Source organism: Paraburkholderia hospita (assembly GCF_002902965.1).
Classification (GTDB): Bacteria; Pseudomonadota; Gammaproteobacteria; order Burkholderiales; family Burkholderiaceae; genus Paraburkholderia; species Paraburkholderia hospita.
In genome coordinates this window covers 1,975,519-2,001,434 of record NZ_CP026106.1, presented here as the reverse complement: position 1 = coordinate 2,001,434, position 25,916 = coordinate 1,975,519, and the positions used below count along the sequence as shown (strand labels likewise).

Annotated in this window: 27 protein-coding genes; 17 read left to right on the top strand and 10 right to left on the bottom strand. The window is 60.8% G+C overall.

Annotation, left to right across the window (positions count from 1 at the left end; all coding sequences use genetic code 11):
• Nucleotides 1-253 precede the first annotated feature (253 nt).
• Nucleotides 254-793 (top strand): PAAR domain-containing protein, encoded by a 540-nt coding sequence (locus C2L64_RS27305; RefSeq protein ID WP_007577896.1) that lies wholly within the window; start codon nucleotides 254-256, stop codon nucleotides 791-793.
• A gap of 2 nt (nucleotides 794-795) precedes the next feature.
• Entirely contained in the window at nucleotides 796-1,521 is a 726-nt protein-coding gene (locus C2L64_RS27300) for a peptidoglycan recognition protein family protein (RefSeq protein ID WP_007577897.1), read from the top strand.
• A gap of 366 nt (nucleotides 1,522-1,887) precedes the next feature.
• Here C2L64_RS27300 and C2L64_RS27290 read toward each other — a convergent pair whose 3' ends face one another.
• The gene (locus C2L64_RS27290; RefSeq protein ID WP_007577901.1) at nucleotides 1,888-2,973 is read right to left on the bottom strand and encodes a GlxA family transcriptional regulator; all 1,086 of its coding nucleotides are present in this window, start codon (nucleotides 2,971-2,973) and stop codon (nucleotides 1,888-1,890) included.
• Nucleotides 2,974-3,344: 371 nt separating this feature from the next.
• Between C2L64_RS27290 and C2L64_RS27280 the strand changes: the two genes are divergently transcribed.
• The 7 genes from C2L64_RS27280 to C2L64_RS55035 are packed head-to-tail and all read left to right on the top strand — an operon-like array spanning nucleotide 3,345 to nucleotide 10,705.
• A complete protein-coding gene (locus C2L64_RS27280; protein ID WP_007577903.1) occupies nucleotides 3,345-4,733 on the top strand; it encodes an L-serine ammonia-lyase in 1,389 nt (462 codons plus the stop codon).
• A gap of 28 nt (nucleotides 4,734-4,761) precedes the next feature.
• Nucleotides 4,762-6,006 (top strand): sarcosine oxidase subunit beta family protein, encoded by a 1,245-nt coding sequence (locus tag C2L64_RS27275; protein WP_007577905.1) that lies wholly within the window; start codon nucleotides 4,762-4,764, stop codon nucleotides 6,004-6,006.
• Nucleotides 6,007-6,032: 26 nt separating this feature from the next.
• Nucleotides 6,033-6,332 (top strand): sarcosine oxidase subunit delta, encoded by a 300-nt coding sequence (locus C2L64_RS27270; protein WP_007577907.1) that lies wholly within the window; start codon nucleotides 6,033-6,035, stop codon nucleotides 6,330-6,332.
• Nucleotides 6,329-9,328 (top strand): sarcosine oxidase subunit alpha family protein, encoded by a 3,000-nt coding sequence (locus C2L64_RS27265; protein WP_007577909.1) that lies wholly within the window; start codon nucleotides 6,329-6,331, stop codon nucleotides 9,326-9,328. The genes C2L64_RS27270 and C2L64_RS27265 overlap by 4 nt, the downstream gene beginning before the upstream one ends.
• On the top strand, nucleotides 9,318-9,968 hold the full coding sequence (locus tag C2L64_RS27260) for a sarcosine oxidase subunit gamma (protein WP_007577911.1): 651 nt from the start codon (nucleotides 9,318-9,320) through the stop codon (nucleotides 9,966-9,968). The genes C2L64_RS27265 and C2L64_RS27260 overlap by 11 nt, the downstream gene beginning before the upstream one ends.
• The gene (locus C2L64_RS27255) at nucleotides 9,965-10,426 is read left to right on the top strand and encodes a dihydroneopterin aldolase (protein WP_039899840.1); all 462 of its coding nucleotides are present in this window, start codon (nucleotides 9,965-9,967) and stop codon (nucleotides 10,424-10,426) included. Before C2L64_RS27260 ends, C2L64_RS27255 begins: the two co-directional genes overlap by 4 nt.
• A 9-nt stretch (nucleotides 10,427-10,435) precedes the next feature.
• Nucleotides 10,436-10,705: a hypothetical protein gene (locus C2L64_RS55035; protein WP_007746633.1), complete on the top strand. Its 270-nt coding sequence runs from the start codon at nucleotides 10,436-10,438 to the stop codon at nucleotides 10,703-10,705.
• Nucleotides 10,706-11,159: 454 nt separating this feature from the next.
• Here the strand turns inward: C2L64_RS55035 and C2L64_RS27245 are convergent, their stop codons facing one another.
• From C2L64_RS27245 to C2L64_RS27235, 3 genes are all read right to left on the bottom strand, one after another.
• Entirely contained in the window at nucleotides 11,160-12,542 is a 1,383-nt protein-coding gene (locus C2L64_RS27245) for an IS4 family transposase (protein ID WP_090838341.1), read from the bottom strand.
• A 580-nt stretch (nucleotides 12,543-13,122) separates the two neighbouring features.
• Complete coding sequence (locus tag C2L64_RS27240) at nucleotides 13,123-14,082, bottom strand: LysR family transcriptional regulator (protein WP_009769524.1); 960 nt, start codon at nucleotides 14,080-14,082, stop codon at nucleotides 13,123-13,125.
• A 188-nt stretch (nucleotides 14,083-14,270) separates the two neighbouring features.
• On the bottom strand, nucleotides 14,271-15,323 hold the full coding sequence (locus C2L64_RS27235) for an NAD(P)-dependent alcohol dehydrogenase (protein ID WP_007746378.1): 1,053 nt from the start codon (nucleotides 15,321-15,323) through the stop codon (nucleotides 14,271-14,273).
• Nucleotides 15,324-15,691: 368 nt separating this feature from the next.
• On the opposite strand from C2L64_RS27235, the gene C2L64_RS27230 reads away from it, so the two are divergent.
• Nucleotides 15,692-16,672: an AraC family transcriptional regulator gene (locus C2L64_RS27230; RefSeq protein WP_039901853.1), complete on the top strand. Its 981-nt coding sequence runs from the start codon at nucleotides 15,692-15,694 to the stop codon at nucleotides 16,670-16,672.
• Between the two features lie 22 nt (nucleotides 16,673-16,694).
• Here the strand turns inward: C2L64_RS27230 and C2L64_RS27225 are convergent, their stop codons facing one another.
• On the bottom strand, nucleotides 16,695-17,087 hold the full coding sequence (locus tag C2L64_RS27225) for a VOC family protein (RefSeq protein ID WP_009769526.1): 393 nt from the start codon (nucleotides 17,085-17,087) through the stop codon (nucleotides 16,695-16,697).
• Between the two features lie 167 nt (nucleotides 17,088-17,254).
• Between C2L64_RS27225 and C2L64_RS27220 the strand changes: the two genes are divergently transcribed.
• Entirely contained in the window at nucleotides 17,255-17,569 is a 315-nt protein-coding gene (locus tag C2L64_RS27220; RefSeq protein ID WP_009769527.1) for a VOC family protein, read from the top strand.
• A 22-nt stretch (nucleotides 17,570-17,591) separates the two neighbouring features.
• On the opposite strand, the gene C2L64_RS27215 is transcribed toward C2L64_RS27220, so the two are convergent.
• Together C2L64_RS27215 and C2L64_RS27210 are read right to left on the bottom strand one after the other, a co-directional pair.
• A complete protein-coding gene (locus C2L64_RS27215; RefSeq protein ID WP_039901852.1) occupies nucleotides 17,592-19,064 on the bottom strand; it encodes a sensor domain-containing diguanylate cyclase in 1,473 nt (490 codons plus the stop codon).
• A gap of 167 nt (nucleotides 19,065-19,231) precedes the next feature.
• Nucleotides 19,232-20,422, bottom strand: a complete 1,191-nt coding sequence (locus C2L64_RS27210; protein ID WP_039901854.1) for a polysaccharide pyruvyl transferase family protein — start codon at nucleotides 20,420-20,422, stop codon at nucleotides 19,232-19,234.
• A 340-nt stretch (nucleotides 20,423-20,762) separates the two neighbouring features.
• Between C2L64_RS27210 and C2L64_RS53415 the strand changes: the two genes are divergently transcribed.
• The 4 genes from C2L64_RS53415 (at nucleotide 20,763) to C2L64_RS27195 (ending at nucleotide 22,405) form a co-directional block, all read left to right on the top strand.
• Nucleotides 20,763-20,963, top strand: coding sequence for a hypothetical protein (locus tag C2L64_RS53415; RefSeq protein ID WP_007739182.1), 201 nt, complete (start codon nucleotides 20,763-20,765; stop codon nucleotides 20,961-20,963).
• A 62-nt stretch (nucleotides 20,964-21,025) separates the two neighbouring features.
• Nucleotides 21,026-21,211 carry a hypothetical protein gene (locus tag C2L64_RS53410; protein ID WP_086908685.1) on the top strand — a complete coding sequence of 62 codons (186 nt, stop codon included), beginning with the start codon at nucleotides 21,026-21,028 and terminating at the stop codon, nucleotides 21,209-21,211.
• Nucleotides 21,208-22,029 carry an alpha/beta fold hydrolase gene (locus C2L64_RS27200; protein WP_103153729.1) on the top strand — a complete coding sequence of 274 codons (822 nt, stop codon included), beginning with the start codon at nucleotides 21,208-21,210 and terminating at the stop codon, nucleotides 22,027-22,029. The genes C2L64_RS53410 and C2L64_RS27200 overlap by 4 nt, the downstream gene beginning before the upstream one ends.
• 112 nt (nucleotides 22,030-22,141) lie before the next feature.
• Nucleotides 22,142-22,405 (top strand): DUF2164 domain-containing protein, encoded by a 264-nt coding sequence (locus C2L64_RS27195; protein WP_009769531.1) that lies wholly within the window; start codon nucleotides 22,142-22,144, stop codon nucleotides 22,403-22,405.
• A 130-nt stretch (nucleotides 22,406-22,535) separates the two neighbouring features.
• On the opposite strand, the gene C2L64_RS54550 is transcribed toward C2L64_RS27195, so the two are convergent.
• Nucleotides 22,536-22,730 carry a type 2 periplasmic-binding domain-containing protein gene (locus C2L64_RS54550; RefSeq protein WP_009769532.1) on the bottom strand — a complete coding sequence of 65 codons (195 nt, stop codon included), beginning with the start codon at nucleotides 22,728-22,730 and terminating at the stop codon, nucleotides 22,536-22,538.
• A 13-nt stretch (nucleotides 22,731-22,743) separates the two neighbouring features.
• Nucleotides 22,744-23,133: a helix-turn-helix domain-containing protein gene (locus C2L64_RS56345; protein ID WP_407671779.1), complete on the bottom strand. Its 390-nt coding sequence runs from the start codon at nucleotides 23,131-23,133 to the stop codon at nucleotides 22,744-22,746.
• Between the two features lie 354 nt (nucleotides 23,134-23,487).
• On the opposite strand from C2L64_RS56345, the gene C2L64_RS27180 reads away from it, so the two are divergent.
• Nucleotides 23,488-24,249, top strand: coding sequence for a bestrophin-like domain (locus C2L64_RS27180; protein ID WP_086910234.1), 762 nt, complete (start codon nucleotides 23,488-23,490; stop codon nucleotides 24,247-24,249).
• A gap of 46 nt (nucleotides 24,250-24,295) precedes the next feature.
• Here C2L64_RS27180 and C2L64_RS27175 read toward each other — a convergent pair whose 3' ends face one another.
• The gene (locus C2L64_RS27175) at nucleotides 24,296-25,213 is read right to left on the bottom strand and encodes a transporter (RefSeq protein ID WP_086910233.1); all 918 of its coding nucleotides are present in this window, start codon (nucleotides 25,211-25,213) and stop codon (nucleotides 24,296-24,298) included.
• 365 nt (nucleotides 25,214-25,578) lie between these two features.
• On the opposite strand from C2L64_RS27175, the gene C2L64_RS27170 reads away from it, so the two are divergent.
• Nucleotides 25,579-25,863: a hypothetical protein gene (locus C2L64_RS27170; protein WP_007739171.1), complete on the top strand. Its 285-nt coding sequence runs from the start codon at nucleotides 25,579-25,581 to the stop codon at nucleotides 25,861-25,863.
• The last annotated feature ends 53 nt before the right edge of the window (nucleotides 25,864-25,916 follow it).

Below are 25,916 nucleotides of genomic sequence, written 5' to 3'. Positions count from 1 at the left end.
GGTCCCGCGTCGTCATGCAAAGTATGAAATAAATGCGGCGCGCATTCCTGATTAGGCATCGATATCATTTTTGACGCTCTTTTACATAAAGGGCGGCGGCTGTCGGTTATCCTCATTGAAGCTGTTGTGTTTCGGCATTCAAAGGAGACCGAATCATGTTGGAAGTGACGCTTAACAAGTTCGTATTTTGTTCCGTTGCCATCGGCTCGCACGCCGAGCAGCGAAGCCGGACTGCTTGCCCGGTGAGCTTGTGATGCAGAGACTTGCCGTTGCAGGCGACCGGACAACGACCGGTGGCCACGTCATCCGTGGCACTTCGACCGTCTTCGACGAAAAGCAACGCCCGTATGCGCTGAAAAACGATCTGGCGACATGTGGAAACTGCAAAGGCGGTTTCCCCGTCTACGGTTCCGCGAATGATTGCCTGGTCGATGGACGCCCCATGGTCAAGCATTTGGACCGGGTGATGTGTCCATGTGGAAAGAACTTTGTGCTTGCCAGCGCGGCATCGACATTTCTGTTTACGGGTGGAGACGGAGCGTCGGGCTCAGCAACTAAACCTGGGAAACCAGGAAATGGAAAGGCCATCGTCTGGTTTTTGGTAAGCGATGTCACCACCGGAGAGCGATTGGCGAATCAAAAATTCATCGCGGATGTAGCGGGTATTCGGCAATCTGGGATGACGGACGGAAACGGATACGCGATGATCGAAACGAATGGTGAACAAGCAGTAAATGTTCACGCCATATATTCCTCGCCGAAACGCTCCTTAAGGCACAACGAAGGAAACTGATCGTGCAAACGGATTACGACGTCGAACATTGGACATCTGCTTGCTCTGCGATCGGCAGCACGAAAGCTCAAGCTGTTGAAATCAAGGTTAATAACCGCGCGGCTACGCGACAAGCCATCATCAATCTCGTTCAGGTCCGAGGCTTGAATTTCGTCACACGATCGGACTGGGCGGCCCACAAGAACCGCTCGGAACGGATGATTGATGATTGGAATTACAGCAAAATCGCAATACACCACGCCGGACGAAGTTTTTCATGCGGACCCGCCGCGCTGCAGTTGCAGGAAATCCAGGAAATGCAGATGGGAAAACGTGCTGCGGCAATGGACGACATCGGCTATCACTACGCGCTTGACTGCTTCGGCAACGTATTCGAAGGGCGCGACATTCGGTTCAAGGGCGAGAGTGTTCATAACTACAATACGGGGGTAATTGGCATCGTATTGCTTGAAAATCTGTCGGCACCTTATGAAGGCAATGATGGCGTCGCGGCGATTCGTACCTTGCTGGATCGCGTTGGTTTCATTCAGCGTCCAAAAATAGTTGAGCGGCAACAACGAGCGTTGCGGACACTCATCGACATATTGAGCGAGTTCTTCTTCATCGAAACACTCGGCGGGCATCGCGAGTTTCCCGGGCAATTGGGCGAAGGTAAAATTTGTCCCGGTAGCGTTGGTTTGGCGCTGGTTCAGGAGTTGCGGCGCGCAACAGGACTGAACGCGCCATGAAGATGCAGCGGGTGTATTTGCCGTGCGTCTTCATCGTGGGAATCTGCGCGCTCGTAATTGCAAAGACGGGTTACGTTCGATCGTATCTGGATGACGAAGTACAAACTACGTTTTTCATAAAGCGTCACCCCACATTAATAATGGAATTCTACGATCCATTTGCCAATGAAGGTGATGACAAGTCGATCGATCAATTATCAATTTCTGAAAGATCGCGTTTTGCCGAGTATTGCAAATATCGATTGGGTATCGACAATAACAGTACTCAGGCACTTGAAAAATGTAAGGCGCTAAAGCCTGGATACTTACAATAAGCACAGTTTGCGGACAGCGTGTCAAGCGTGTTCTATGGGGAGCGTGCCACCCTCAAAACACATCCACTCTCCCCGGAAACGTCTCCTCATAAGCGACCGCCGCATCCCCCTCAACCGGCGTTCCCCCACGCTGCTCTCTAAACATCACCGGCGGCATCCCAAACTCCTTCCTGAACTCGCGCCCCAGGTGCGACGCATCAGAAAACCCGCAACTCGAAGCGATATCCGCGACCGTCCGATCCGAACTCGTCAGCAGCCACGCCGCCGTCCTCAACCGAACCTGCTTCGCAAACGCCTGCGGACTTTTCCCCGTCTCTGCCTTGAACAACCGCTCCAGTTGCCGAGGCGACAAATCCAGCTTGCAAGCCAGCTCCTCCAGCGGCAACGTACGCCCGACATGTTGCTCCATCAACAAAATCGCGCGCTTGACCTTCGGATGCGTCGCCGGCTCCAGCCCAGGCGGATGCGGCTGCGGCGCGTTCCCTTTCTGCATTTCGCCGACAAGCAGAATCCGCAGCGCCTTCTGCACGGTTGCCGTCTCAAAGTGACGCAGCAGAATTGCCGCCGCCACATCGATCGAAGCCCGTCCGCCCGAGCACGTAATCCGTCGACGGTCGATCACGAACAGCCGGTCCGCGATCAGCGCATCCGAATTGACGGAAGGAAAGCGCTCGACGAAATCCCAGTAGTGAAACCAGCTCACGCAAATCCGGTGCTCGTCTAGCACGCCCGCGCGCATCAGCGCGAATACGCCCGTGCAGATGCCGACCAGCGTCGTACTTCCGCGCGCGGCGGCTCGAATGAACTGCAAGGTCTCGTCGTTCGCCTGCGGCCCCGAATGCAGCAACCCGCCGACGACGACCACATAGTCGAACGGCTCCGCGTCGGCGAAGGTTTCCCACGGCGTGATCTGGATGCCGCAACTCGCGCGCACGGGCGCGAGCGTGTCGCCGATCACGCTCCACGAGCAGCGTACGGGCTTGCTGTAATCGCCTTCGTCGGCGGACAGACGCAGCATGTCGACGAAGCCGGAAAACGCCGTCAGCGTGAAGTTCGGCAGCAGGATGATGCCGAAGCGGATGCGCTCTTTGGGCAGCGCATCGATGGAAGTCAACGGTAGCGAATCAACGATGGTCATGGCGCGATGGCGCAGTGGTCCGGCAGGTTCAATCGACTGATAACAAAAACGCGAAACCCAAACGCGCCCGCACGCGGGATAACCCTAGCGTCGCCGATTCGCGCTTGCGGCTCTTGTCCTTTTCCGACACCGACTTGCGCAGATGCGAAGCGCGTTCATCCCCACGTGGCTTGGGCTCCGGCACGCTCGTCCCGGGCCCGGACTTGCGTTTTTCCGTCACTGAGTTGCAGAGAAACGAAGTCCGGGCGCCATCTGGCGTCGCCATCCCACGTCGATGCCGTTTTTGTTCTATCGGCGGATTTTACGCTTTGGTGTACTGGCGTCACTGCGGAGTCCACGCGTTTCCGCCCACCTACCTGAGCAAGGTTTCCATGAACGTCAGCGTTTTCGACCTGTTCAAGATCGGCATCGGCCCATCGAGTTCGCACACAGTCGGCCCGATGATCGCCGCCTGCCGCTTCGCTTCCCATATCGAGGATGCGAACCTGCTCGCATTCGTGCGCCGCGTGAAAGTCGAGCTGTACGGCTCGCTCGGCGCGACGGGCAAGGGCCACGGCACCGACAAGGCCGCGTTGCTTGGCCTCGAAGGCCATCTGCCCGACACCATCGATCCCGACCTGATCGAACCGCGCCTGGTCGATATCCGCAAGGGCAAGCGCCTGTCGCTGCTCGGCAAGCACGAAATCGACTTCGACGAAAAAGAGCACATCGCCTTCTTCCGGCGCTTGATGAGCGGAACGGGTAGCGTCGTGCATCCGAACGGCATGCGCTTTCAGGCCTTCGACGAGAACGGCCAGCTGCTGGTCGAGAAAGAGTATTACTCGGTTGGCGGCGGCTTCGTCGTGAACCGCGAAGGCGATCGCGTCAACGGCGTGCGCGCGGGCGGTGAAGTGCCGTATCCGTTCCGCACCGGCGACGACCTGATGCGCGTGTGCCGCGAAAGCGGCCTGTCCATCGCGCAGGTGACGTTCGCCAACGAATGCGCGTCACGCGCGCCGGAAGACGTGCGCGAAGGCCTGCTGACGATCTGGCGCACGATGGCCGCCTGTGTCGAACGCGGCTGCAAGATGCATGGCGAACTGCCCGGCCCGATGCGCGTGAAGCGCCGTGCCGCTGATCTCACCGTGCAATTGCGCACGCGTTCGGAAGAGTCGCTGCGCGATCCGCTGTCGATGCTCGACTGGGTCAACCTCTATGCCATGGCCGTCAACGAAGAGAACGCCGCCGGTGGCCGCGTTGTCACCGCGCCGACCAACGGCGCAGCGGGCGTGATTCCCGCCGTGCTGCACTACTACGTGAAGTTCGTGCCGGGCTCGAACGAAAACGGCATCGTCGATTTCCTTCTGACGGCGGCCGCGATCGGCATCATCTACAAGGAAACGGCGTCGATCTCGGGCGCGGAAGTGGGCTGCCAGGGCGAAGTGGGTGTTGCGTGCTCGATGGCGGCGGCGGCGCTCGCGGCCGTGATGGGCGGCACGCCGTCGCAAGTCGAAAACGCCGCCGAAATCGGCATGGAACACAACCTCGGCATGACGTGCGACCCGGTCGGCGGCCTCGTGCAGATTCCGTGCATCGAGCGCAACGCGATGGGCGCGGTCAAGGCGCTGAACGCATCGCGCATGGCGCTCAAGGGCGATGGCCAGCACTACGTGACGCTCGACAACGTCATCAAGACGATGCGCGAAACGGGTGCCGATATGAAAACGAAATACAAGGAGACGTCGCGCGGCGGTTTGGCCGTGAACGTCATCGAATGTTAATGGTAACGCGCAACGAGGGGTCTGCAAGATGAGCCGCTATTCGATATTCAGTCTGTTCCGCAACGGGTTGTCGTATCACGAGAACTGGGAGCGACAGTGGAGGAGCCCGGAACCGAAGAAGGAATACGACGTCGTGATCGTCGGCGGCGGCGGGCATGGTCTTGCAACCGCGTATTACCTTGCCAAGGAACACGGCGTGAAGAACGTCGCGATTCTGGAGAAGGGCTGGATCGGCGGCGGCAACACGGCGCGTAACACGACGATCGTGCGTTCGAACTATCTGTGGGACGAATCGGCGGCGCTGTACGAGAAGGCGATGAAGCTGTGGGAAGGCTTGTCGCAAGACCTGAACTACAACGTGATGTTCTCGCAGCGCGGCGTGCTGAATCTCGCACACACACTGCAGGACGTGCGCGACACCGAGCGCCGCGTGAACGCGAACCGCTTGAACGGCGTCGATGCAGAATTCCTCACGCCCGAGCAGATCAAGGAAATCGAGCCGACTATCAACCTGAATAGCCGTTATCCCGTGCTCGGCGCATCGATTCAACGTCGTGCGGGCGTCGCGCGTCACGATGCCGTTGCTTGGGGCTTCGCACGCGGCGCGGATCAGGCGGGCGTCGACATCATCCAGAACTGCCAGGTGACGGGCATTCGCCGCGACGGCGGCCGCGTGACGGGCGTCGATACGGTGAAGGGTTTCATCAAGGCGAAGAAGGTCGCGGTCGTCGCAGCAGGCAACACGACGACGCTCGCCGATATGGCGGGCATCCGTCTGCCGCTCGAAAGCCATCCGTTGCAGGCGCTTGTTTCGGAGCCGATCAAACCCGTCGTCAACACGGTGATCATGTCGAACGCGGTGCACGCGTACATCAGTCAGTCCGACAAGGGCGATCTCGTGATCGGCGCGGGCGTCGACCAGTACACGGGTTTTGGGCAGCGCGGCAGTTTCCACATTATCGAAGGCACGCTGCAGGCCATCGTCGAAATGTTCCCGGTGTTCTCGCGCGTGCGGATGAACCGCCAGTGGGGCGGCATCGTCGACGTGTCGCCGGATGCATGCCCGATCATCAGCAAGACCGACGTGAAGGGCCTGTACTTCAATTGCGGCTGGGGCACGGGCGGCTTCAAGGCGACGCCGGGCTCGGGCTGGGTGTTCGCGCACACGATCGCCAATGACGAACCGCATCCGCTGAACGCGGCCTTCTCGCTGGACCGTTTCTATTCCGGCCATCTGATCGACGAACACGGCGCGGCTGCCGTGGCCCACTAAACGCACGCACGCTGAGAGAGACAATCATGCTGACAATCGAATGCCCATGGTGCGGGCCGCGCGCCGAATCCGAATTTAGCTGCGGCGGTGAAGCTGACATTGCACGTCCGCTCGACACCGACAAGCTCACTGACAGGGAATGGGGCGAGTACCTGTTCATGCGCAAGAACCCGCGCGGCGTGCATCGCGAGCAATGGCTGCACACGCAGGGCTGCCGCCGCTGGTTCATGGCGACGCGCGATACCGTCTCCTATCAGATCCTGGGCTACGAGACCTTCAAGACAGGTAACACGTCCGCCGACGCACAAGGGGGCAACAAGCAATGAGCCAGAACAACCGCCTCGGCGCCGGTGGGCGCATCAACCGCGCGATTCCGCTGACCTTCACGTTCAACGGCCGCACGTATCAGGGCTTTCAGGGCGACACGCTCGCCTCGGCGCTGCTCGCGAACGGCGTGCACTTCGTCGCGCGCAGCTTCAAGTATCACCGCCCGCGCGGCATCGTCACGGCTGATGTGGCTGAACCGAATGCCGTCGTGCAACTGGAGCGCGGCGCGTACACGGTGCCGAATGCGCGCGCGACGGAAATCGAGCTGTATCAGGGGCTGGTTGCGAATAGCGTGAATGCCGAGCCGAATCTCGAGCATGACCGCATGGCGATCAACCAGAAATTCGCGCGCTTCATGCCCGCGGGCTTCTACTACAAGACATTCATGTGGCCGGCAAAGTTCTGGCCGAAGTACGAAGAGAAGATTCGCGAAGCAGCGGGTCTGGGCAAGTCGCCCGAAGTGCTCGACGCCGATCGCTACGACAAGTGCTACGCGCATTGCGACGTGCTGGTGGTCGGCGGCGGGCCGACGGGTCTCGCTGCGGCGCACGCGGCGGCCGTGAGCGGCGCGCGCGTGATTCTCGTCGACGATCAGCGCGAACTCGGCGGTAGTCTGCTGTCGGGCAAGACGGAGATCGACGGACGCGCGGCGTTGAGCTGGGTCGAGAAGATCGAAGCGGAACTGTCGCGCATGCCCGACGTGACGATCCTGTCGCGCAGCACGGCGTTCGGCTATCAGGACCACAACCTCGTCACGGTGACGCAGCGTCTGACGGATCATCTGCCCGTGTCGATGCGAAAGGGCACGCGCGAACTGCTGTGGAAGATCCGCGCCAAGCGCGTGATTCTCGCGACGGGCGCGCACGAGCGTCCCATCGTGTTCGGCAACAACGATCTGCCGGGCGTGATGATGGCGTCGGCGGTCTCGACGTACATCCATCGTTTTGGCGTGCTGCCGGGCCGCAATGCCGTCGTGTTCACGAACAACGACGCGGGCTACCAGTGCGCGCTCGACATGAAGGCGTGTGGCGCGAGCGTGACAGTCGTCGATCCGCGTGCCCAGGGCAGCGGCGCATTGCAGGCGGCGGCGCGGCGTCATGGCGTGAAGATCATCAACAACGCGGCCGTGATGACGGCGCACGGCAAGCTGCACGTCACGTCGGTCGAAGTGGTCGCGTATGCGAACGGCAAGACGGGCGCGAAGCAGGCGGACCTCCCGTGCGATCTCGTCGCGATGTCGGGCGGTTATAGCCCTGTGCTGCATCTGTTCGCGCAATCGGGCGGCAAGGCGCACTGGAACGACACGAAGGTGTGCTTCGTGCCGGGCAAGGGCATGCAGCCGGAAACGAGCATCGGCGCGGCAGCGGGCGAATTCAGCCTCGCGCGCGGTCTGCGTCTTGCCGTCGATGCGGGCGTCGAAGCAGTGAAGTCGATCGGTTACGCGGTGACGCGTCCGCAAGTGCCGCAGGCCGCAGAAGTCGCCGAGTCGCCGTTGCAGCCGCTGTGGCTGGTCGGCAGCCGCGCGGAAGCGGCGCGCGGCGCGAAGCAGTTCGTCGATTTCCAGAACGACGTGTCGGCGGCGGACATTCTGCTGGCTGCGCGCGAAGGCTTCGAATCCGTCGAGCACGTGAAGCGCTACACGGCGATGGGCTTCGGCACCGATCAGGGCAAGCTCGGCAACATCAACGGCATGGCGATTCTTGCCGATGCGCTCGGCAAGACGATTCCCGAAACGGGCACGACGACGTTCCGTCCGAACTACACGCCCGTGACTTTTGGCACGTTCGCGGGCCGCGAACTCGGCGATCTGCTCGATCCGATCCGCAAGACGGCCGTGCACGAATGGCACGTCGAGAACGGCGCGATGTTCGAGGACGTCGGCAACTGGAAGCGGCCCTGGTACTTTCCGAAGAGCGGCGAAGATCTGCATGCGGCCGTGAAGCGCGAATGCCTCGCGGTGCGCAACAGCGTCGGCATTCTCGATGCGTCGACGCTCGGCAAGATCGACATTCAGGGGCCTGACGCAGCGAAGCTGCTGAACTGGATGTACACGAATCCGTGGAGCAAGCTCGAAGTGGGCAAGTGCCGCTATGGCCTGATGCTCGATGAAAACGGCATGGTGTTCGACGACGGCGTGACCGTGCGCCTCGCCGATCAGCACTTCATGATGACGACCACGACGGGCGGCGCGGCGCGCGTGCTGACGTGGATGGAACGCTGGCTGCAGACGGAATGGCCGGACATGAAGGTGCGCCTCGCGTCCGTCACCGATCACTGGGCGACGTTCGCCGTCGTCGGTCCGAAGAGCCGCAAGGTCGTGCAGAAGATTTGCAGCGATATCGACTTCGCCAACGAGGCGTTCCCGTTCATGTCGTATCGCAACGGTACTGTCGCAGGCGTGAAGGCGCGCGTGATGCGGATCAGCTTCTCGGGCGAGCTTGCCTACGAAGTGAACGTGCCGGCGAACATGGGCCGCGCGGTGTGGGAAGCGCTGATGGCCGCGGGCGCGGAGTTCGACATCACGCCGTACGGCACGGAAACGATGCACGTGCTGCGCGCGGAGAAGGGCTACATCATCGTGGGCCAGGATACGGATGGTTCGGTTACGCCGCACGATCTCGGCATGGGTGGGCTGGTCGCGAAGACGAAAGACTTCCTCGGACGTCGTTCACTGGCGCGTTCGGATACCGCGAAAGATGGGCGCAAGCAGTTCGTCGGCCTGCTTACCGACGATCCGCAGCTGGTGCTTCCCGAGGGCAGCCAGATCGTCGCCGGTCCGTTCCAGGGCGATACGGCGCCGATGCTTGGACACGTGACGTCGAGCTACTACAGCCCGATTCTGAATCGTTCGATCGCGCTCGCCGTGGTCAAGGGCGGCTTGAACAAGATGGGGCAAAACGTGACGATTCCGCTGGCGAGCGGCAAGCAGATCGCCGCGAAGATCGCCAGCCCCGTTTTCTACGACACCGAAGGAGTGCGTCAACATGTGGAATGAAGCTAGGAACAATGCACCGGGCGCAACATCGGCTGTCGCGAACCGGGTGGCGGGACAACCGTGGCAGGAGTCGCCGCTCGCCGGGGTGGGCGAACTGGTGAAGAAGCATGTGGCCGCGCCGTCGAAGAAATTTCATCTGCGCGAGAAGGCGTTTTGCGATCTTGTGAGTCTGCGTGGCGATGTGGGTGATGCCGGGTTTCTCAGCGCAGTCGAAAGCGTGACGGGTTGCCGTCCGCCGGCGAAGCCCAATACCGTTGCGCGCGGCAATGGCTATGACGTGTTGTGGCTCGGGCCCGATGAATGGCTCGTGCGATCGCAGCAACCTCAGGCGCCGGTTGCCGAGGACAAGCTGGTCGAAGCGCTGCAAGGGCAGTTTGCTTCGGCAGTGGATATCGGCAGCGGCTGGACGGTGCTCGAAGTGAGCGGCGAGAAGGTGCGTGACGTGATTGCGCGGGGCTGTCCGCTGGATCTGCATCCTCGCATTCTTGCGCCGGGGCAGTGCGCGCAGAGTCATTACTTCAAGGCGTCGATCGTGCTCGTGCCTGTTGCGGATGATGCGTATGAGATCGTCGTGCGCCGTAGCTTCGCCGATTACTTCGTTCGTATCATGCTCGATGCGGCTGAGCCGCTGCTGTCGTGAAGCCGTTCGAGGGGCCGTTGGCGGCTTATGTGCGGGCTTCTTCTGATGCGCGTGGCGCGGCAAGAGGCAAGGGCTGGCGTGTGTTTGTCGATGAGCTTGTCGTGGCGACGCGAATTGGTATTCATGCGCATGAGCATCTTGCGGCGCAGCCGGTTGTGATCGATGCGAGTCTTTCTTATCGGTGCGAGCCTTCGGAGGAGGGCTTGCACGCGATGATCGACTATGAGCGGTATTGCGATCGCGTGAGTGAATTTCTTTCTACGAAGCCGCATACGCGGATGCTGGAGACGCTTGCTGTTGAGATTGCTCTGCTTTCGTTTGCAGAGTGGCCTGCACTTGAGGCTATTACGCTGGCTTTGCATAAGCCTAAGATTCGTGAGGGCACGAGGCGGATTGGGGTTGAGCTGGACTGGACGCGGGGCGATTTTGAAGCGCATTCGGCTTCGGCTTTAGGCTGAACGATTGATATGTCGCGTGCGCAAACGTCCGAACTGGTCAAGCGTGCGTATGCGGCTGGAGACGCCGATGCCGCCGTCGCGCTGCTCGATCAGAGTATTGCGCTTGGGCATCGGCGGATTGCTTTGATTCGGTATTTGCAGGCGCAGTATCTCGAGGCGGCGCTCGATGCCCGGCATCATGAGTATGTGCGGGGTATTGCTGCGCGGATGAGTCCGGATACTCTGGCCAGAGTTGTGGGGGAGGCGAGAATGCGCGCGGGGCGGGGTGGGCGAATGTAGTCGGCTTTGCTTTTTGCCTGCGGCGCTGGGGTGGTTTGCTTGTGTCTGCGCTGGCGTCCGCGTTTTGCCTTCGTGGCGCGGTCGGTTTGGTTTGCTTGTGTTTTCAGTGGCATCCGCGTCATGCCTTCATGCTTCAAGCGTTGCCCCTGTGCGGGGCGGCACCTACTTTTCTTTGCCGCCGCAAAGAAAAGTAGGCAAAAGAAAGCGGCTAACACCGCCAGCTCTTGTGTTTGCCTGAGGGCCCCCAACCGGTCCCACGCTTCACACGGCAATCACGTGACCCATGTTCGTTGCCAACGCTCTTGCGGTGCGCCTCACCCGCTTCACGCACCCTCGCTTCACCATGCCGTGCCAGATATTCCACGGCCGCCCAGGTGGCAAACTGTGTGTAGGCCGTAGTGCCTCACACGCCTCACTTCGGACCTCAGGATTACCCACATTTTTACTGAGCATGCTATCCGCTTTGCCTGAAGAGCTGATACATCTTCGTAATTTCGTGCAGGACGAGAAATCCACGCCATATGACTGTCGGTCCTGGTGGGCGGTCATGCGTGCGATTCAGATAGCCGCCAAGCATGCCTATCCACACGATGGTTTGTTGCAGCGTTGGAACCTGCTCTGGCAGTTGCGTGGTTGCGTGGGTATGGCAATAGAGCGCCTGCCATTCAACTGGCTGGAGCAATACTTCGCAGCACAGCTGCGTGCCCGTTCGCGCAAGCAGCGTGGCATACAGGATGCGCCACGCGATGACGGCAAACAGAGCAGTCGCTCTCACAAACCGCTCGAGCGTGCCGAACTGGCGCGCCTCGATACGGCAGCCGCTTTTGAGCACACGGTGCCACGTCTCAATGGTCCAGCGTCTGGCGTACCAGGCCAGCCGTTCGAGAACTTCTTCAAGCGAGCTCGTGGGCACCGAACTGAGCAGCATCCATTCAAGCGGTTCAACACCGTTCGGGGGATTATCCTCAATGGCGTGAATCGCAAAGACGTCGACCTCAGGCAGGCTGCGGCGGCTTGCGCGCGCTCTTGGAGATTGCAGTCGCACGCTCGCACAACGCAACGTCAGTCGCGCTATGCGCTGAGGAAGTTTGCTTCTGGTTGGTATCCGCAGTTCAGTGTTGCCAAGGGGCGTGGTGGCCAGAACAGTTTCCCAAAGGTAGCCTTGCGGATGACGCGCTACACGGTTGTGTGTTGCGCGGATCAACCAGTCCACTCCGGCGGGGCGTTCGGCGGAAAACAGTTCGTAAAGGTCGCTCTCGCGGTCTCCAACACAGACAAACCGCGTCTGTTCGCAACGTACCTTGAGTGCCGCGAGATGATCGATTCCTTCAAGCCATTTGACGCTTTCCTTCTGTTCGATCGGGCGCGTGACTGCGGGGGCACTCTTGCCGAACACCGCTTCGGGGCGTACCCAGGTCTTCACGCCCAGCACGCCTAGCGGCAAGCCATCGGGCGTGACTGCCAGCAGGCTGTGCATCATGAAACCCTGCTCATTGTTGCCAGTGCCGCGCCCCAGCCCCTCCGTCGCAGGCAGATGCGACAGGTTGAACTCCGTTGTGTCCTGAATCGCCAGCACGATCGGCACCTGTCTCATGCGATCAAGTGTTTGCGCAATATGGGGCGCGAGAATCCCGTTCGTGTCGACCTGCGTATTATCGAAGAAACGGTAGGCAGCCTTCAGTTCGGCCGGCTTGAGCGATTGAGGAAATGAACCTTGCGGACTGCACGCGAGTCGGCGAGCCAGCGCAACAAGACGCTGCGCCAGGCGCGCATCACCCAGATCAGCCTCGCCAAATTCGGCACTTGCCCAGTCATCTGTCTCGTTCTCGTCGACCAATCCCGACTACCGTTGCGAACAGAATGGGCCAAAGTTAACATCGACGCCGACTGTTTACAAGCGATCATTCACCACTCTCCTTGCAAGATGTGGGTAATCCTGAGACTTCGGACCGATAGCGCATGCGTTCCACCCTGTAAGAGCGCTATCCTATACGACGCGACAACCTACACACAGTTTGCCACCTGGGCGGCAGAAGCCATTCGCTGTCGCTCGCCCGTGCACGGGTATTCGAAGCGGGTGAGGCGCTCATTCAAAGCGTTGGCAACGCGGGCGGACAGATACGTTGCCGTGTGAAGTGCAGGACCATTTGGGGGCCCTCAGGCAGGAAGAAAGATTGGCGGTGTTAGCCGCTTTCTTTTGCCTACTTTTCTTTGCGGCGGCAAAGAAAAGTAGGTGCCGCCCCGCACAGGGGCGACGCTTGAATGGCAAACACCGTAACGCGGATGCCAGCAAAAACACAGGCAAACCACACCACAGCGCCGCAGGCAAAAACGCGGATGCCATCGCAAAAGCAAAAAAAACAAACCGGCTGCGCAGCAATCCACCTCGGCGAACACCACCAAAAAAAGCAAAAAAATCAAGCCACGTGCAAGTCACCTTGCATCAACATCCTCACCCGCGACAAATCCGCCTCAACATGCCCTTGGTGTTCAAACAGCTCAGCGAGCCAATCAACAAACGCCCTGACCCTTGGCGACACCCGCCGCCCTTTCACATAAGCAACCGAAACGGGCATTGCCACAGGCTTCCACTGCGGCAAAACCTCTCTCAGCAGCCCTTTGTCCAATAGAGCCTGCGCAGCGATCCTTGCTGGCTGAATCAACCCAAGCCCCTGCAGCCCGCAAGTCAAATAAGCATGTTCATCGCTGACCTTGATAAACCCATCCACCTTCACGGTAAGAGGACTCCCCCCAACGTCAAAATCAAAGTCAACAGCACGCCCGGTAATCATCGACATGCAATTAACCGCGACATGCCCGGAAAGATCATCAAGACTCTCAGGCATCCCATATCGCTCAAGATAAGCCGGACTAGCACACGTCACGTGCTCCAGTGACCCAAGCCGCTTCGCAGCCAGCCCTGAATCCGGCAACTCACCAAGTTGAATACTGCAATCCACCGCCTCGCCGACAAGATCCACATTGCGATGACTCACACCAATCGCGAGATCAATACTCGGATAACGCTCATGAAAATCATCAAGCGCGGGCAGCACGATCGAAGTCGCCACCGCCCCAGGCATCTCCACCCGCAAGCGCCCACTCGGATTATCGAGTGTCTGACGCAGCGTCGCTTCCATCTCATCGATATCGGCGAGAATCTGCGCGCAGCGCTCGTAATAAGCAGCGCCCTCGGGCGTGAGATTAAGACGCCGCGTCGTACGCACAAGCAACGTCGTGCCCAGCAGCGCTTCCAGGTTCTGAACAATCGTTGTTGCCGTCGCGCGCGGAATCTCAAGCGACTCGGCGGCGCGTGTAAAGCTATTGGTATCGACGATACGCATGAACGTGCGCATCGCCTGGATACGATCGATCACGGAACTCTCCAAAAACGGGACATTCCAGAAAAAGACAACGAGCGGAAAACACCACGGCACACCCCGTCCCGGTAGGGAGGCGCGCCGATACTGCACATGCAATGCTGATGCGAGGCGGGAAGCAGGGACAGGCCGCCGTCCTGCGCGGCCTGGATGGAAGGGGTAAAGCGGTTGGGTCCTGCTGCCCGTTACTTGCGGAGCGAGTCGAGATCGATGACGAAGCGGTACTTCACATCGCTCTTCAACATGCGCTCATATGCTTCGTTAATCTGCTGCATCTGAATCATCTCGATGTCCGAGGTGATGCCGTGCTTGCCGCAGAAGTCCAGCATTTCCTGAGTCTCGGCAATGCCGCCGATCAGCGATCCCGCCAGACGACGGCGCTTCATGATCAGGTTGAACACCTGCGGCGACGGATGATCGTGCTCCGGCGCACCCACCAGCGTCAGCGTCCCATCGCGCTTCAACAGGTTGATGAATGGATTCAGATCGTGCTGCGCCGCGACCGTGTTGACGATCAGATCGAAGCTGTTCACATGCGCTTCCATCTCGGCCGGGTTCTTCGAGATCACCACTTCATCCGCGCCGAGGCGCTTCGCGTCTTCGATTTTCGATGCCGACGTCGTGAACAGCACGACATGCGCGCCCATCGCGTGCGCGATCTTCACGCCCATGTGGCCGAGGCCACCCAGTCCGACGACGCCAACCTTCTTGCCCGGCCCCGCGCCCCACGTGCGCAGCGGCGAATACAGCGTGATGCCCGCGCACAGCAGCGGCGCGACGCCAGCGGGGTCGAGGTTTTCCGGCACGCGCAGCACGAATTCTTCATCGACGACGAGTTGCGTCGAATAGCCACCGTACGTCACAGCGCCCGTCTGCTTGTCGTTGCCGTTGTACGTGCCGACAAAGCCGTTCTCGCAATACTGCTCGAGGCCTTCCTGGCAACTCGGGCACGTGCGGCACGAATCGACCAGACAACCGACGCCGACCAGCTGGCCGACCTTGTACTTCGTCACTTGCGACCCAACGTTCGTCACACGGCCGACAATCTCATGGCCCGGGACGACGGGGAAAATCGTGTTCTTCCATTCGTTGCGAGCCTGGTGCAGGTCCGAATGACAGACCCCGCAAAACAGGACTTCCATCTGTACATCGTGTTCGCGCAGGTCGCGACGCTGAAATTCGAACGGCGCGAGTTTCGATTGCGCGTCGGTTGCGGCATAGGCGTAGGTCGTGGACATGAGGGCTCCAGCTTGTAGATGCAATTGCGCGAGGCGCCGCGCAGCATGCTCGCGCGGCGGTTGAATCTGTCGTGCGCCGAGGCACGCGGAATGTCCGCCGTGAGGTCCGTCCGATGGGCGTAAGCGCTGCATGCAAGCGGCAACGCGGGGTTGGCGGGCCTCGTGCGAGGCGCCGGACGGTGTGTCGCGGACAGGTAGCGGGCTTTGCGACAGGGTTCCCATGTTAGGGACCGCGCGCCTCCCAGGGAATACCTGAACATCTTGAAGGCTTGCCTATTTCTCCTGGAGGCATCCGCGGTCGGCCATTTAATGCTAGATTTCAAGCCATATTCTCTGGCGGCACATGTTTTCGCCGAATGGATTTCATCATGTCCGACACAAAACTTTCAAATAGCGCGCCCCACGCGGAGCGCTCGCCGCAACAGCGCATGGTCGAATTGCTGCGCACGCTCGCGCCCGCCGAAGGCATGACGGACGCGCCGCTCGAAGGCGTCAAGTTCCTGCGCGCGAATCATCCGATGCCGCGCCGTCCCGTGATGTACGAGCCGAGCGTCGTGATCGTCTGCCAGGGCCGCAAGCGCGGCTACCTCGGCGACCACGCGTACATTTATGACGCGCAACAGTATCTCGTGCTGTCCGTGCCGCTGCCGTTCGAGTGCGAGACGGAGGCGAGCGTGGACGAGCCGTTCCTCGGCATTTCGGTTCGCGTCGATCTGACGATGGTCGCCGAGCTGCTGATGCTGCTCAACGAAACCCACGGCGCCGTCGACAGCGAGCCGCGCGGCATCTACTCGACGCCGCTCGACCAGCCGCTAAGCGACGCCGTGCTGCGCCTGCTCGAAGCGCTGGTGTCGCCTGTCGACGCCCGCATTCTCGCGCCGTCGATCGTGCGCGAGATCTGCTATCGCGTGCTGACGGGCGTGCAGGGCAATGCGATACGCGCGGCGCTCACGCATCAGCATCACTTCGGCCGTATCGCGAAGGCATTGCGCCGCATCCACACCGAGTACGACGGTGATCTCGATGTCGAGACGCTCGCGCGCGAATCGGGCATGAGCCTCGCGGTCTTTCACGCGCAGTTCAAGAACGTCACGTCGACTTCGCCGATGCAGTATGTGAAGACCACGCGTCTGCATCACGCGCGTCTCTTGATGGTGCAGGACGGGCTGAACGCGGGCGCGGCGGCGGCGCGCGTCGGTTATGAAAGCGCGTCGCAGTTCAGCCGTGAATTCAAGCGTCTGTTCGGCCTGAGTCCCGTCGATGAAGTGAAGCGCATGCGCGGCACGCTGGACCCCGTCGTGCCGCCGCAGCCGCAACGCGCCGTCCCGAAGTACGTGACAACGAACTGAAGCGGCGCACGAAGTGATGCTGTCACCCGGCGTCGTGGCAGCACACGCAAAGCTTGTTTCCGTCGAGATCGCGGAAGTAGGCGCCGTAGTAGTTCGCGTGATATTCGGGGCGCAGCCCTGGCGGACCTTCGCACGCGGCGCCATTCGCAAGGGCCGTCGCGTGCACGTGATCGACTGTGACACGGTCCGCCGCCAGCAGCGCGACCATATGCCCATTGCCCGCAACGGCAGGCGCGCCGTCGAACGGCTTGCCGACGAGAAACAGCGGTCGCGCGACGCCCGGCTTCATCCATCCCGCCCAGGGCCGGTCGTCCTCGTGAAACTTCAGTACGAGTCCGAGATCGGCAAGCACCGCCGAATAGAAAGCAAACGTCCGCTCGAAATCGTTGACGCCGATGAATACGTGGGAAAGCATCGAATACGGCTCCTTTCAGGCGGAAACAAGGCAAGGCAGGTAACGCCGATACCAGCATGAATGCTGATCTGGCTACGCTTTTGCGTGGTGGTTACGATGGCTGCGCTGTCTATTCAAATAAAACTCGCGAACAACACTCGCGAACAACACTCACGGAGCCCACCATCATGAAGCGTTTTCACATCGCGCTCGCCGTTGCGAACCTCGACGAATCGATTGCCGACTATAGCGAGCGTCTCGGACAACCGCCCTCGGCCGTCGTGCCGGGTCAGTACGCGATGTGGCGCACTGATCTGCTTAACTTCTCGATCAACGAAAAGCCCGAAAAAGCAGGGCAGTTGCGCCATGTCGGCTTCGAGGACGACGCGGTCGAAGGCTATTCGAGCAGCCTCGACGTCAACGGGCTCGAATGGGAGCTGTTCTCCGCGGCCGAACAGGACAGGCGCATCGTCGGCACATACGGCGTGCCCGTGAAAAGCTGACTGCGCCGCGAAACGAAAAAGCTTACTTCTGCGCGCCGTTTGCTTCCTGCGATGTGTAGTGCGCGCGCTTTTCCTCATACATCAGCAGATCGGCGCGCTGCACGCCCGCTTCGATCCGTTCGCCGCGCTGCACGGTCGCCATCCCCATCGAGAAGGTGATCGGCGAGCCCGGATAGAACTGGTTGTTCAGATCGACCAGCTGACGGATTGTCTCGATCATCATCGCGCCGCCGCGCTCGTCGGTGCCGGGCAGCAGGATCGCGAACTCGTCGCCGCCTATACGCGCCGCGTTGAACGGCGTCTCCATCGCTTTCGCGAGCACTTCACCGGCGCGGCGCAGCAGCGCGTCGCCGGCGGCGTGGCCGAGCTGATCGTTCACGCGTTTGAGGCCATTGAGGTCGGCCATGATGACCGTCACCGGGAACGGCCCCTTGCGTTCGAGCCGGTTCAGTTCATCCACATAGAACGAGCGGTTGCGCAGCTTGGTCAGCACGTCGTGCTTGCCGAGGAACTCCAGATACGCTTCGGCCTTCTTGCGCGCGGTGATGTCGGTGAGCGCGACGAGCACCAGGTCCCATGTGCGCTCGTGTCCCGGCAGCACGGAGAACTGCAGATGCACGTGCACCTCGTTCGCTTCGAGCGAATAGTTGAGCACTTCGCGCTGCTGGAACAGCTTGCCGTCCCACAGGTCGATCAACTGCTCGCGGAAATGCGGCCGCATGTCGTCGCGGAACACTTCGGGAAGGCGGCCGAGCAGCGTCTTCTTGTCGGGCGCAGCGAACATCTCCAGCGTGTGCTGGTTGACGTCGAGCACATGAATCTCGGCCATGCAGCGCTCGACGAACTCCGGGTGCACGTCCGTGAAGGTGCGGAAATCGGTGATGCCCGCCGCGCGCGCGTCGTCGAGCAGATGCTTGACGGCGCTGAAATCCTCGACCCACAGCGACACGGGCGAATACTCGAAAAGCCCGCGCACGTACTGCTCGGCCGCCGTCACGCGATGGCGCGCCCCTTCCAGTTCAGTAATGTCTTCCGTCGACACCAGCACGCGGTCCCAGCGTTCCTCATGGCCCGGCAGCACTTTGCCCTTGAGCAGCACGTCCAGACGCCGGCCGCCCAGCGTGTAGTTGACCGTCTGGCTCGTGAAGTGCGATTGGCCGGACCAGAGCTGGCACAGCTCTTCAAGGTGCGTCTTCAGCATGTCGTCGCGAAAGATCGCCGACAGGTTGTCCGTCAGCGCGCTGAAATCCGCGGCTTCGAACAGTGACAGTGTCTGCTGGTTGACCTTGATGACGCGGATGCGGCTCGCGCACTCGGCCACGCGCTTGATGTCCTCGCCGATGTGCGCGCGCAGATCCGTCACGCCTTGCGCGCGCCAGTCTTCGAACAGCGCCCTTACGCCGCTGAAGTCTTCGAGCCAGAGCGCGACGGGCGCGAGATCGAACATTTCTGAGTCGTCGTCGGCTGTGGAGCGCGGGCGAGGGTGGTTGGGCATGACAGGTCCAGAATCGAATTTCTCGCTATTCTACGGTGCCAATTGGGCCCGGAGAAAATGTCGGGTGTCCGGTATCGGCTCGGCCAGATGCGGCCGCAACCGTTATAACGGCAAATTGCAGCAATTCTGCAGCCGTCGCGCGGAAGTCGAGCACAGACGACTAGTGTTTATCCCGCGAGTACTGAAACAGTTGTTTGAAACGCATCGCGGCAAAGCGCGGCGAGCCGCGTTGCAGTCTGCTTCAGCCGTGCTGGATCGACGGACAATGCGTTTTCGACGCCTTCAGCAATCCCGTTTACGCGCACAGCGATGGGCTGGTCCGCGTGTTCCCACGTTTGCGCGAAAGCCGTCTGCTTGCAGGGCCGCGCGAAGTCTTCGTCGTGCAGCAGATTGATGCGCGGCAACGCATGCGCGATCGCGACGACCCGGCCATGCAGGCTGCTGCCGATATAGCCGCGGCTGTGCGCGAGCAGCGCGCAGATGTCCCAGATATTCAGCGAATCGAAGAGATGAACGGACGGCGCGCGCATGCGCGCAGCCGTACGCTCGAAGCACGACAGGTCGTCGTGCCACGGCGCCGCGCCTGCGCGGAAGAACACGATAGCGAGGTCATGCGCGTGGGCGGCTTGGTCCAGTTGCGCGGCGATCTGGTCGAGCGTCGCGTCGTCGCCGAAGTCGGCGCTGAATTGCACGGCCAGATAGCCGCGCGGTGCGGCTTCGCGTATCCGCGCAACGGCCTGCTTCGATGCATGTGCGCGGATCGTGTTGCCGAACAGTTCGGCGACCATCACCGCGGAATCGGGCGCGAGCCGCGCTTCGATACCCGACTTCGCGAGCAACGCTTGCGTATGGATGTCGCGAACGCTGATATCGTCGGCGCGGGCGAGTTTGGCGAGCACTTCGTCGCGCATCCTGTCGACGCGATGATCGAGCGTCACGCCGCCGACCGCATTGAACAGAACACGCGTGGCACACGGCCATCCATCCTTTGACACGACATACGGCGCAAGCTCGCGCGTGCCGAGCACACGTTGCGCCCATTCCGATCGATCGTGCGGCTGCGACGCGATGATCCATTGCGCGTCGTGGTTCGATTGCAGCATCAGGGCGGCGTCCCACGCATCGCAGGTGAGAATCTCTCCGCCGACATGAAGCAGATCGACCGCACGTTCGTGCAACTGTCGAAGTGCTTCAACGCGATGCCCGCCTTGCGCGCGCAGATCGCGCACCACGAGTCCCGCGATGCGTATGTCGCGACCTGCAAGCATGCGCGCAACGACATGAGGAAACAGCATGTCGCCGAAATTGTGCCGGTCGAACGCGCCGAACAGCACGACGGGTAATGGATGCGCACTCATCGATCTATTCCGCCATCTCTTGGCGAGCGCCGCGTGCCACACCATCGCCGAGTTGACTTTCGCATTTCCATGCCCTACGAATCGAATTAACCGGTCGTCGGTTATATCGGTGCGAAGCTTCATACAAGTCACTGAATTCTGTTCGGAGGGTACACGCAATTCCCAATTGGCCGCGCAAACACGCTTCGCGGCACTGCACGCGAGCGGCACGCGCAATACGAGGAAGACGTGTTTTCCGGTGAAGGCATTCGACGCGCTTCGCCGTGAAGCGGGCGACGATCAGTCTGCAACGCGCCGGCATGCCGGTGCGCCTCGTCATGCCTTGAAGCAGAGAATCGTCATGTTCGCCTACATCATCGTCGTCGCCGTGTCGGCCTTCATTCCCTATGTCGCGACACCTGCCGCGGAAGCGGGCGTCAAGGCCGTCGTCTCGCATCACAACGATATGGAAACCAGCGACGCGGCCGTCACGCCGACGCTCGTCGCGCAGGACGCGCCCGTCGCGTCCGTGGCAAATACGCAGCCTCGCGAAGCGCATTGACGCAGCGTACAGCGCAGTTTCATCAACGGCGTCTTGAATCCTGACTGCACGAAGCGGGCCGCATGCCCGCCGTGCACGTGTTGCGACGGCGCGTCCTGATCGACCACGCCGAGCCGGCGCTCGTCCGCATCGATGCCCTTCGTCTGAAGGATGTTTTATCGGCCTGTAACATGGGTGTCGATAATGATCGATCCAGCCGCCGCGCGGCGGCTTCATGCGTCACCACCGAAAGGAGTGCAACCGAATGAGCACGATCACCACGAAGGACGGCACGCAGATTTACTACAAGGACTGGGGCTCGGGCAGTCCCGTCGTCTTTTCGCACGGCTGGCCGCTCGACGCGGACGCGTGGGATGCGCAGATGCTGTTCCTGCTGCAAAACGGCTTTCGCGTGATTGCGCATGATCGTCGCGGACATGGCCGCTCGGATCAGCCGTCGAACGGCAACGACATGGACACCTACGCCGACGATCTCGCCGCGCTGCTCGACGCGCTCGACATCCAGGGCGCGACGCTCGTCGGCCATTCGACGGGCGGTGGCGAAGTCGCGCACTATATCGGCCGGCACGGCACGAAGCGGGTCGCGAAGGCCGTGCTGATCGGCGCGGTGCCGCCGTTGATGCTGAAGACGGAAGCGAATCCCGGCGGCCTGCCGATGGACGTGTTCGACGGTATCCGCAAGGGCGTCGCCGACAACCGCTCGCAGTTCTACAAAGACCTTGCGATGCCGTTCTTCGGCTTCAACCGGCCGGACGCGAAGGTGTCGCAGGGCACGATCGACGCGTTCTGGGCGCAGGGCATGGCAGGCGGTGCGCACGGCCAGTACCTCTGCATCCGCGAGTTCTCCGAAGTCGACTACACGGAAGACCCGAAGAAGATCGACGTGCCGACGCTGATCCTGCACGGCGACGACGACCAGATCGTACCCATCGACGCAGCGGGCAAGCTGTCCGCGAAGATCGTGAAGAACGCGACGTTCAAGATCTACGAAGGCGCGCCGCACGGCATGTGCGTGACGGAAGCCGACAAGGTCAACGCCGATCTGCTCGCGTTCATCAACAGCTGACATCCGGAAAATATGTCGAAAGCGGCGCGCCCTTGCGGGACGCGCCGCTTTGCTGTTTCATCCGCAGTGTGCTGCATCGCCCGATGCAGCTGACGAAAGGATGACCTCACGCATGACAATCGAACTGGACAAGGACGTGCGCAGCGAAGCGATTGCTTCGCTGCAGCGCTACTTCGCGGAGAACATGGACGAGCCGATCGGCAATATCCAGGCGGGCGCGCTGCTCGGCTTCTTCGTCGAGGAAATCGGCCCGGTGATCTACAACCTCGCCGTGCAGGACGTGCAGGAACGCATGCAAGCACGCGTGTCGGAACTCGATATCGAGTGTCACGAAGACGCGTTCGGCTACTGGAAGAAGTACGGCAAGCGGCGCTGAATCGCGCCCATCCGCTTCATGCCGCGTCGCGGCTGCGATTGTCGCGCAGCACGAAGCCGACGAAGGCGCGCTGCGGCGCGGGCATGTGCTCGCGGCTCACGTAGTAGAGACGCGGCCCGGTGAACGATTGCTACCAGTCGTGCAGGATCGGCACGAGCGTGCCGTTGTCGAGCGCGGGGCGCAGGAACTCGCCGAACGAATAGACGATGCCAAGCCTGTCGACAGCCGCGCGCTGCTGGATCTCGATCACGGAAGCAACCCGCGGCCCGTTCGGCACCTCAGGCAGGCGATCCTGTCCTACATAGTGAAATTCCAGGCTTGGCATCTCCTGCCGCCCGTCAAGACGCGCGATCCGTAGTCGCGGGCAGGTATGTTATCGCAGGCGCTTTTGGGACCTCCTGAAAACTGTCAGAGCAGATCGCAGTCTTACAAATAGAGGCTCTGCGGAGAAACCGCCAGATTTTACCGAGATGGACCCGACGCCTCCCTCCGGGGGACGCTAACGCACTCACCCAGGCGTGCGGAGCTTCATCATGGAAATCGACGTCAGACAACGCAGGCGGACGGCCGCCGTTATGGCCCCCCATCAGGCCGCACACACCGCTGTCGCGCCATGCGTGCGACCAGTTGTAGACGCTCTGTACGCTCACACCAAGCTGCTCGGCAATGACTGGGGCTTGATCCTGCGCCCGAGCATCAGCAGCCCGCCGCTCGCGTGCGCGTGTCACGACGCCCGTGATTGATCGACAACTGTTGCAACGTCGTTTCCTCGGCCTCGCTCAGTTCTACGACACACTTCATCCGCTACCCCGGCGTCAAGAAGGCGCCAGGTTGGCGAAATTCAAACAGATTTGCCAGGGCCACTTAGGATCACCACCGTGCGTATGCAAGTGGACCTTGGTTCAATTGCATAATGCCGCGCGGCGCGCAAGATGCGGATAAAAGACGCGAAGTGGACGAACTTCGATGGTCGTGTATTTCGTGGAACACGGGCAACGTCACGCAATGAAAACAGGGGCGCCGCGCTCCGCGTCGAAGATCAAGGGCGCTTTACGCGCACTACCGGGGACGGAGGTTACATCGTGGACCACCTCGTTGTCGCATTGATTGCGTTCCTATGCATTTTCGGCAGCGCGCTGCTTGGTTCCTGTCTGCGCGCCGTGCTGCCGAATCACCACCTTAGCGATGAATCAACCAGTGTCGTCAAACTGGCGACTGGCATGATCGCTACCATGGCCGCGTTGGTACTTGGCCTGCTGGTCTCGTCGGCGAAAGGCTCGTTCGATACGACGAATGGCGAGGTTGTGCACAGTGCCGTCGACATCGTTCGTCTTGATCGCGTGCTGTCGAGTTACGGGCCCGAGACGCGTGATATCCGCGAACAGCTTAGACGCAACACCGCCGCGTCGATCTCGTTACTCGCTACCGCCGATCCCGCACAACTCGAGCGCATGACGAGCCCGCAGGCAGTAGCCAAGGCAGAAGACTTTCAGCGGCAGCTGGAAAAGCTCTCGCCGCACGACGCGGCGCAAAGTCGATTGCAGGCGAAGGCGTTGCAGATTGTCGATGAAGTGTTCACGGCGCGCTGGCTGGCATTGCTCCAGGAGAAGAGTTCAATCCCCATACCGCTATTAGTCGTCCTGGTGGTGTGGCTGGCCATTATCTTCGGCACGTTTGGCTTGTTCGCCCCTCGCAACGGCACAACTATAACGGTCCTGGTCCTGGGTGCTCTGTCGACTGCCGGCGCGATTTTCATGATCCTGGAAATGAACACGCCGCTCGATGGGGTAGTCAGAGTCTCCCTTGGACCCATGCGGGCCGCGCTTGCCATCATCGGGCAGTAACCGCTCGATCGCGCGTTTGCTCTGCTGGTCACGCGCTCAAGCCTGATCACCGATTGAACCAGCGATACTGGAGCGCAACCGAGACCGTCTGGAAATTGCCGCCGACGCGTGTTATCAGCCCCTGCGACCACGCGAGCTTCGCAGACCACTTTTCGGCAAGCGGAACCGACAGCGTGACGCCGTAGCGCACACTTCGCTGGAGGTCCTTATCCTGGACGCCATTTACGCTTGTCCGACCACCCGTGAAATACGTCACATCGGCGGCAAGCCATAGCCCGGGCCGCCAGTTGTAGCCGCCGTGCAACTGGAACACGGGCATCGGATCCTGACTGCGCCTCCGCCCGTGGAAAAAATCGCTGTTGTCTGTGAAGAACCACACGCCCGCGGCTCCCTCCACGAACCAGTCGCCGATCGGCTGGGACAGTCCGACCTCCGGTTTGACCGACCAGCGGTTTGCCCCCACGTTGATCAGGCGGGACGGTACGTACTGACCCGTCGGCGCAACCACGCTCACACTTGCACCGAAGATAGTGGTGGGGCTGCGCTGCGCGAATTCCTGCGGGGTCATCGCCGGATCGCCGAGAAGATTCACGGCAAACCTGAAGCGGACGTCGCCCAGTCCCGAACGGTACGCATGCTCGGGCATACCCTCGACGTCGCCCGTCACGTTTGCGCTCGCATACGGCACGGATATCGCAACGCTTGCGGTATGGCCAGCGATGCCGAAGCTGTGGGAATAACCGATTGCATAGCTATTGATCTTCGCCTGCACGTTGGTGATCGGCAACGAAGGGTCGAACGAGACGTCGCCGCTCGATCGTGAGTAGTTGACGGCCACGAAATTCGTTCCGACCGGTGCAGCCGAATAGGTGCGCGGCTCCATTTCCTGGGCCCCCGACAATGCCGGCCAGAGCAGAGCGACGCAGGCAAGTTTCTTTCGAAAGTGCCCGACAGCACGCTTCATCGACTTGATCCTGGGCCGGTGACCAGATCTGAAGGAGTGGTTGGAGTCGATCGATGTTTTCGGCATTTTCGCGACACTTCGTCCCTGATCGACGCTCGTTGAGTTCAGCGACGTGAGCATCATTCGTTACGGTGTTCGGGGCCGTTCCGGCTTTGCATTGCGGCGGCAACGCCGGAAACGTTACGCCCAGGATCAATGTGCTATCTGACGTATAAGAAGGCCGGATCATCGCTGCTCGCAATAGGACTAAAGTGCAATGTGCACGAGAGTGAATGCAGCTAATCTGGAAGATGCGTCAGTCCGGCCGCATCGTCCCTTGGGGGAAAGTCGCAAGGATCTTGCGCCGGTCACATCAGGAGGTGACTATGAAAATTCTGTTCATGTTGATATGTGTAGTGCTGTCCTCGAACGCGTTCTCGGAGTGCGTCACCAACGCTCGTGGCATGACAGAGTGCAACAACGGACAGGCGGCCGGCGGCTATAACGCGAATACGGGCAACGCGTGGAAGGCTCAAAAGAATCAGAACGGCGTGACGACGACGCAAACAAGCAAGGGCGGAGAGGCCAAGACGAAGAACGGCAAGGGTGTCTACAAGAGCCCGAGTGGAAAGACATGCTATCGCAGCGCCAACAGTCAGGGTTGCAATTAAAAATAGAAAATGGGATGCGGATGCGGAGCGGCTCATCGCAACGGACGCGGCTG